The organism is Microcystis sp. M49636_WE2, from assembly GCF_030065375.1.
Classification (GTDB): domain Bacteria; phylum Cyanobacteriota; class Cyanobacteriia; order Cyanobacteriales; family Microcystaceae; genus Microcystis; species Microcystis aeruginosa_C.
The window spans coordinates 1-2,911 of the sequence record NZ_JASJFG010000945.1; the positions used below are offsets into that span (position 1 = coordinate 1).

Genomic DNA, 2,911 nt, shown 5'->3' on the forward strand with positions numbered 1-2,911 from the left:
TGATATAGAAGAAAATCGGTTTTTCGGGATCGTCAAATTGCAGGTAGAGCAGTTGGGCGATAATTAATTCCGTCACGTCCACCCCGACATTGCGCTTGACATCATCGGAGGAAAATAAGGGCAACCCCAGATAGACAATTCTCTCTTTGAGCAGGAGAGATTCTAAGTCTGGTGGTGGTGTCCGATAGGCTGCATCCCCATAATAGGCAGTTTGTACCGCTTTAATCACTGAGTTCATCGAGTTTTTCCGTCATACACAGTATCCTGCTTTTGATTTTAACGTAATCAGGTTGACCGATCGGCAAAAGTGTAGCGGTGGTTTGCCTTCTCCCTGCTTTAACAACTTCTGCTGTTCACCAGTAGTAACAAGCAGATTTCTAGTCAATAATTAGGGCTATTTTCCCCGTCACCGAACCAGTTTCTAGGAGTTGATGGGCGCTGATAGCTGCCGCTAAAGGGAAGGTTTGGGAGAGATGAATGGTTAACTTTTTCTCGTCAATTAAACGCGCCCCTTGTCTGAGAATTTCTGTTTGATATTTTTGCGCTTCTGGCAGTCCCATCAAAGCCGGGGTTAACATTAATTCTAAACTAATCCGCAAATTGCGATCGCGGGCTTCCTTCCAGCTGCCCGTAGGTTCCAAAATCGTCACCATATCGCCGTACACTCGCACCGCTCGGCAAGTTTGCCTAAAAGTTTCCCCTCCCACCGTATCAAAAGCGATATCTACCCCTTTCCCTGCGGTTTCTTGAAGTATCGCCGCGACAAAATCGGTTTGTTTGTATAAAATCGGGTAATCTGCCCCTAATTGCCGCACTAAACGCTCTTTATCGCTATTTCCCACCGTCGTATAAACTTTAGCCCCTTTCAGTTTCGCCAATTGAATCGCGACATGACCAACACCCCCGGCCCCGCCATGGATAAGGACGCTTTGTCCCGACTGAAGACGAGCGCGATCGTAGAGTGCTTCCCAAGCGGTGATTAAAACCAAAGGTACAGCGGCCGCCTCGGCAAAAGAAAGAGATTTCGGCTTGTGGGCTAGATAATCCGCCTCGATTAGGGCATATTCAGCATAATTTCCCGTCCCGGCCCTGCCCAGTCCGCCGCTACAAAAGTACACTTCATCCCCGGGGCGAAAATCCTGCACCGCCGCCCCAACGGCCTCGACAATTCCCGCCCCGTCACAGCCCAAAATGGCTGGCATTTGCTCGGGGTAAAAAGTGCCGCGTTTACGAATTTTTGTATCAATAGGGTTGACACCAGCGGCTTTTAATGCTACTAAAACCTGATGCGGTTGACTAATTTTCGGGGTGGGGACTTGCTGAAGTTGCAGCACATCCACGGCGGTCATGAGGATAGCTTTCATTCTATCTATTCGGGATTAACCCACATTAACGTCTGGCCAAATTCTACCGGTTCACCGTTAGCGACGGCGATTTCGACGATTTGCCCGGCCACCTCCGCTTCGATTTCGTTCATCAACTTCATCGCTTCGATGATACAGACCGTTTGTCCGACCCGGACTCGATCGTTTTTTTCCACGAAAGACGGTTCATCGGGAGCGGGAGCGCGATAAAAAGTGCCGACCATGGGAGAGGTAATCGCCAGCCATTTTTTATCAATAGCGGCGGCCGCGGGTTCGGCAGTGGGGGTTTCCGGGGCCGGAGTGGGACTGGCGGCTACCACGGGAGGGGCGACCGGGGCCGTCACCACCGGCAAGGGAGCGGGGAGATGACTAAGGGCAGCATTAACGGTTCCTTTACGGATATTTAGCTCCAAATCCGTACTTTTCAGGCTAAATTCACTGATATCCGTTGCTGCCAGTGTTTTGATCAGTTCTCGAATTTCGTTGTAATCAATAGTCACCGCTCTGAAATCCCCCCGCAAATAAAAAGCAACAAATCCAAATTCGCACCCACCAAACCGTCGATTTTTCCCATCTAGCGGCTAAGTTTTGGTAAACAGGCTCAGAAACACTGGCTTTAGTCCTAAACCCGTCCCTAAGCCCTCATTTCTGGGCTTCTCATCACAATTATTCCCGTCCCAGATAGGAACCATCCCTGGTATCCACTTTAATCCTTTCACCGATGGAAATAAACAGGGGAACCATCACCTGCGCTCCCGTTTCTACGATCGCCGGTTTGGTGCCACCGGTGGCCGTATCTCCCTTGACTCCCGGATCTGTATCGGTGATTTCCAAGATTACCGAGGTGGGCAATTCCACATCTAACACTTGCTCATTCCAAAAGAGAATATTAACTTCCATTCCTTCTTTCAGATACTTGGCTCTCTCGCCCATTTGTACCGGGGTGAGAGTTGCTTCCTCAAAAGTCTCCATGTCCATGAAGACAAACTGATCGCCTTCTTTGTAGGTGTGCTGCATGGTGCGCTTTTCGATCGTGGCTGAGGGCAAGGTTTCCCCCGCCCGGAACGTCCGTTCTACCACGTTGCCGGTCTGGACATTTTTTAACTTGGTTCGCACGAAGGCCGATCCCTTACCCGGTTTGACGTGCAGGAATTCCACCACCCGCCAGACAGAGCCATCGATCTGGATGGTTGTGCCGCTCCGAAAGTCGTTACTCGAAATCATGAAATGCTGTTTAGGCCAAGAAAGATCAACATTCCATTTTACATACTCGCCGTACCGAAAAAAACTTTTTTACGCGAATTTGTCTGAATCGAAGCGAGGTGGACTAACCTAGGGGCAGCAGCTAAAAGTAAGTTAGAATTAATTGACTGACTGACATCTGAGAAGCGATATCAACCATGACAGGTGTGGACTTACAGCAATTATTACTAGAAAAATGGGGTCGTTCCTACGATATCCAGCTACGACGCATCAAAGATAAGGTTCATGTCCAGGTAATGTGGAAATATCTCGAACAAGCTTCTTTTCCCCTCTCCGAGTCTGAA

The 2,911-nt window shown here is 49.3% G+C and carries 4 protein-coding genes and 1 pseudogene; 1 reads left to right on the forward strand and 4 read right to left on the reverse strand.

Going from position 1 to position 2,911, the window contains the following annotated elements; all coding sequences use genetic code 11:
• The 4 genes and pseudogenes from PX484_RS21755 to efp all read right to left on the reverse strand — a co-directional run.
• Positions 1-238 (reverse strand): annotated as a pseudogene (locus PX484_RS21755) (ATP-dependent Clp protease proteolytic subunit); the annotation flags it as partial.
• A 139-nt stretch (positions 239-377) separates the two neighbouring features.
• The gene (locus tag PX484_RS21760) at positions 378-1,364 is read right to left on the reverse strand and encodes a zinc-dependent alcohol dehydrogenase family protein (protein WP_159296305.1); all 987 of its coding nucleotides are present in this window, start codon (positions 1,362-1,364) and stop codon (positions 378-380) included.
• 5 nt (positions 1,365-1,369) lie between these two features.
• Positions 1,370-1,864, reverse strand: a complete 495-nt coding sequence (gene accB, locus PX484_RS21765; RefSeq protein WP_287768106.1) for an acetyl-CoA carboxylase biotin carboxyl carrier protein — start codon at positions 1,862-1,864, stop codon at positions 1,370-1,372.
• Positions 1,865-2,030: 166 nt separating this feature from the next.
• Positions 2,031-2,588 (reverse strand): elongation factor P, encoded by a 558-nt coding sequence (gene efp, locus PX484_RS21770; RefSeq protein WP_002750882.1) that lies wholly within the window; start codon positions 2,586-2,588, stop codon positions 2,031-2,033.
• A 176-nt stretch (positions 2,589-2,764) separates the two neighbouring features.
• Here efp and PX484_RS21775 point away from each other — a divergent pair.
• The coding region (locus PX484_RS21775; RefSeq protein ID WP_288105461.1) for a DUF3067 family protein at positions 2,765-2,911 on the forward strand (147 nt) is incomplete at its 3' end.